Genomic DNA, 3,858 nt, shown 5'->3' on the forward strand with positions numbered 1-3,858 from the left:
CGCCGAGGGCAACGCCACCTCGGAAGGCTCCAAGGTCGCGCTCGTGTTCGGCCAGATGAACGAGCCCCCGGGCGCCCGCGCCCGCGTCGCGCTCTCGGGCCTGACCATGGCCGAATACTTCCGCGACGAGGAAGGCCAGGACGTGCTGTTCTTCGTCGACAACATCTTCCGCTTCACCCAGGCGGGTTCGGAAGTGTCGGCGCTGCTCGGCCGTATCCCTTCGGCCGTGGGCTACCAGCCGACGCTCGCCACCGACATGGGCTCGCTGCAGGAACGCATCACCTCGACCACCAAGGGCTCGATCACCTCGGTCCAGGCGATCTACGTGCCGGCTGACGACTTGACCGACCCCGCGCCGGCCACCTCGTTCGCCCACTTGGACGCGACGACCACGCTGAACCGCGCCATCTCGGAGCTGGGCATCTACCCGGCGGTTGACCCGCTCGACTCCACCAGCCGCGTGCTGGAGCCGCGCGTCGTCGGTGCCGAGCACTACGAAACCGCCCGCCGCGTCCAGGAAACCCTGCAGAAGTACAAGTCGCTGCAGGACATAATCGCGATCCTGGGCATGGACGAGCTGTCCGAAGAGGACAAGCTTACCGTCGCCCGCGCCCGCAAGATCCAGAAGTTCCTGTCGCAGCCTTTCCACGTCGCCGAGGTCTTCACCGGCATCCCCGGCAAGTTCGTCCAGATCGAAGACACCGTGAAGTCGTTCAAGGCGGTTGTCGATGGCGAGTACGACCACCTCCCCGAGGCGGCCTTCTACATGGTTGGCGGCATCGACGAAGTGATCGAAAAGGCCAAGAAGCTGGCCGAGGAGGCCTAAGTCTCATGGCCCTGCGTTTCGAACTCGTTACGCCCGCGAAGCTGGTCCGTTCCGAGGACGTCCACATGGTGGTCGTCCCCGGCTCGGAAGGCGAGTTCGGCGTGCTGGAGGGCCACGCGCCCTTCATGTCGACCATCCGCGACGGCGCGGTAAAGGTCTATCGCAGCGAAAACGGCCAGCCCGAAGAGATCACCGTTGCCGGCGGCTTCGCTGAGGTGACCCCCAAGGGCCTGACCGTGCTGGCTGAACACGTGGCCGAATAGGCCGGGTGATCACCCCATCGAAATTGCCCCGCAACGGGCAGCATCGGCCCCGCCCGCAAGGCGGGGCCGCATGATTCCGGGCCTCCGCGACATGCGGCCAGCCACCCTGCTGCGTCCGCTTGTCTTTCTAGCCCTGGCGCTGCTCACCCGCTGGATGAGTTTTGGCGACCACAACTGGTTCGAGGATGACGCGCTTTTCCTGGCCATCGGCCAGCGGTTGCACGCGGGCGCGGTGCTGTATGTCGATGTCTGGGATCGGAAACCCCCGGGCCTGTTCCTCATCTATTACCTGATCACCGCCTTCCCGGCCCCTGTGATCGCCAGTCAACTGGCCGGCACCTGCTGCGTCGCGGCAACCGCCGAGGTGATTGCCCGGCTGGCATCCCGGCTCGCCAGCCCGGTCGCCGCGCTGCTCGCGGGCGGGCTTTATATCTGCATGCTGCTGCTGTTTGGCGGACGCGGCGGACAGGCGGCGGTGTTCTTCAACCTGGCGATGGCACTGGCGGTGCTGATCGTCTGGCGGGCGCTGCCGGCACTGCGGCGGGGGCGCTGCCCCGGCCAGGTCTCCGGTGCCATGCTGCTCGCCGGATTTGCGATCACCTGCAAACAGACCGCGCTGTTCGAGGGCGGGTTTTTCGGCCTTTTCGTGCTGTGGCAACTGGCGCGCGGCGCCATGCCTGCCGGCGCCCTCGTCCGCACCGCCCTGGGCCTTGCGCTGGCAGGCGCGGCGCCGATGCTGGGCTTCACGCTCGCCTTTGCGTTAACCGGCCATTTTCACGCCTTCTGGGCAACCATGGTGACCGCCAATGCCGCCAAGGTCTACAACCCCGGGCATGACCTGCTGAAACGCTTTGCGATTTTCGTTGCCCTGCTTTCGCCCGTCTTTGGCCTGGGGCTGGCAGGCTGGTTGTTCACGCCAAAACTGCCGCGCCAGGTGGAACACACGTTTGCGGCCGTCTGGCTGTTTGCGGCAATCGGCGGCATGCTGGTGGTACCCAACCTGATCGATCATTACGCCCTGCCCGTCCTGGTACCATTGGCAATCTGCGCGGCGCCCTTTCTGACCCGCGGCGTGATCGGCCCCGTTTGCGCGCTGGTCTATCCCGCCGCGATTCTCCTCGCCACCAACAGCTTCGACTTCGGCAAGGCCACGCGCGACAATGCGCGGCTCGATACCGTGATGGCCATGATCCGCGCCCGCGACCCTCGCCCGCGCCTGTTCGTGTTCGACGGCCCGGTGGCGCTTTACGGGCTTCTGGGCAGCTATCCGCCAACCCCGCTGATATTCCCGCTGCACCTCTCCTATCAACCCGAGGCCGATGTCAGCCCCTACCCGACCATGGGCGAAGTTGACCGCGTGCTGCGCTGGCAGCCGACCACGGTCATCATCCGCCGCAAGCTGCCGATCGAGGATCTGTTCAACCGGCAGACCACCGCAGCGGTAACCCGGTATGCGCGGCGTTGCCGATGGCACGGCGAAGCCACCGTTTCGGCCAGCGACGGCGACAAGCTCCTCGATGTCTACGGGCAGTGCGCGGGGCCGCGACCGCTGACCTGAACGTCCTCGGCCCGACGCCGGCTTTCTCCCTGCCACGGGCAATACCCCCGCATTTCCCCCTGCTCCGCAGGCAGGCATTAGCAAATCCTCAAAGTTTCCCGATTATTGACCAAGCTGATAAGTTTCCCGACCACCATGCCGCGGTCATGGAGGTGGGAACAGCGTTAGGGATCGACTGGAAATGAGCGCATTCGGGCGTCGAAACGGACCGGGCGGGTTTGGCCAGGCGGGTAAACCGCAGTTTGGCGTGGCCCGGCCCATGCGCGGTCCCGAAGGCGCCACCGTACCCCTGCCGGGTGGCAACCAGTTCCCGCCGCTGCCGCAGGAAGCCGAATCCGTTGCCCCGGGCGATCCCCGCAATGGCGACGCAATGGCGCGCCTGACCGATCGCATGAACGCCACCCACGAAACCACCCGCACCGCGGAAGGCTTCGAGGCCAGCGTTCACAAGATCAAGGAACAGGTGCTTCCCCGCCTGCTTGAGCGGGTCGATCCCGAGGCCGCCGCCACCCTCACCAAGGACGAACTCGCCGAGGAATTTCGCCCGATCATCTTCGAGGTGCTCGCCGAACTGAAGATCACCCTCAACCGCCGCGAGCAGTTTGCGCTGGAAAAAGTGCTGATCGACGAGCTGCTCGGCTTCGGCCCGCTGGAAGAGCTGCTCTCCGACCCCGACGTGTCGGACATCATGGTCAACGGCCCCGAGCAGACCTACATCGAAAAGAAGGGCAAGCTCCAGCTCGCCCAGATCCAGTTCCGCGACGAGCAGCACCTGTTCCAGATCGCGCAGCGCATCGTCAACCAGGTCGGCCGCCGCGTCGACCAGACCACCCCGCTGGCCGACGCCCGGCTCAAGGACGGCAGCCGCGTCAACGTCATCATCCCGCCGCTCAGCTTGCGCGGCACCGCCATCTCGATCCGCAAGTTCTCCGAGAAGCCGATCACCATCGACATGCTCAAGGACTTCGGTTCGATGAGCGACAAGATGGCCACCGCGCTCAAGATCTGCGGCGCCTGCCGCATGAACATCGTCATCTCGGGCGGCACCGGCTCGGGCAAGACGACGATGCTCAACGCGCTCTCGAAGATGATCGAGCCCGGCGAACGCGTGCTCACCATCGAGGACGCGGCCGAACTTCGCCTGCAACAGCCGCACTGGCTGCCGCTCGAAACCCGCCCGCCGAACCTCGAAGGCCAGGGCGCGATCACCA

4 protein-coding genes are annotated in these 3,858 nt (G+C 65.8%); all 4 read left to right on the top strand.

Going from position 1 to position 3,858, the window contains the following annotated elements:
• Nucleotides 1-826 (top strand): F0F1 ATP synthase subunit beta (gene atpD, locus AC1P6P_RS16330; protein ID WP_481403510.1); only part of this gene is annotated, 826 nt, incomplete at its 5' end.
• 5 nt (nucleotides 827-831) lie between these two features.
• Nucleotides 832-1,089 carry an ATP synthase F1 subunit epsilon gene (locus AC1P6P_RS16335; protein WP_481403511.1) on the top strand — a complete coding sequence of 86 codons (258 nt, stop codon included), beginning with the start codon at nucleotides 832-834 and terminating at the stop codon, nucleotides 1,087-1,089.
• A gap of 70 nt (nucleotides 1,090-1,159) precedes the next feature.
• Nucleotides 1,160-2,647 (top strand): hypothetical protein, encoded by a 1,488-nt coding sequence (locus AC1P6P_RS16340; protein ID WP_481403512.1) that lies wholly within the window; start codon nucleotides 1,160-1,162, stop codon nucleotides 2,645-2,647.
• A 181-nt stretch (nucleotides 2,648-2,828) separates the two neighbouring features.
• Nucleotides 2,829-3,858, top strand: a 1,030-nt coding sequence (locus AC1P6P_RS16345) for a TadA family conjugal transfer-associated ATPase (RefSeq protein WP_481403513.1), incomplete at its 3' end; no start/stop codon positions are given.

The sequence above is a fragment of the Rhizomicrobium sp. genome (assembly GCF_056722145.1).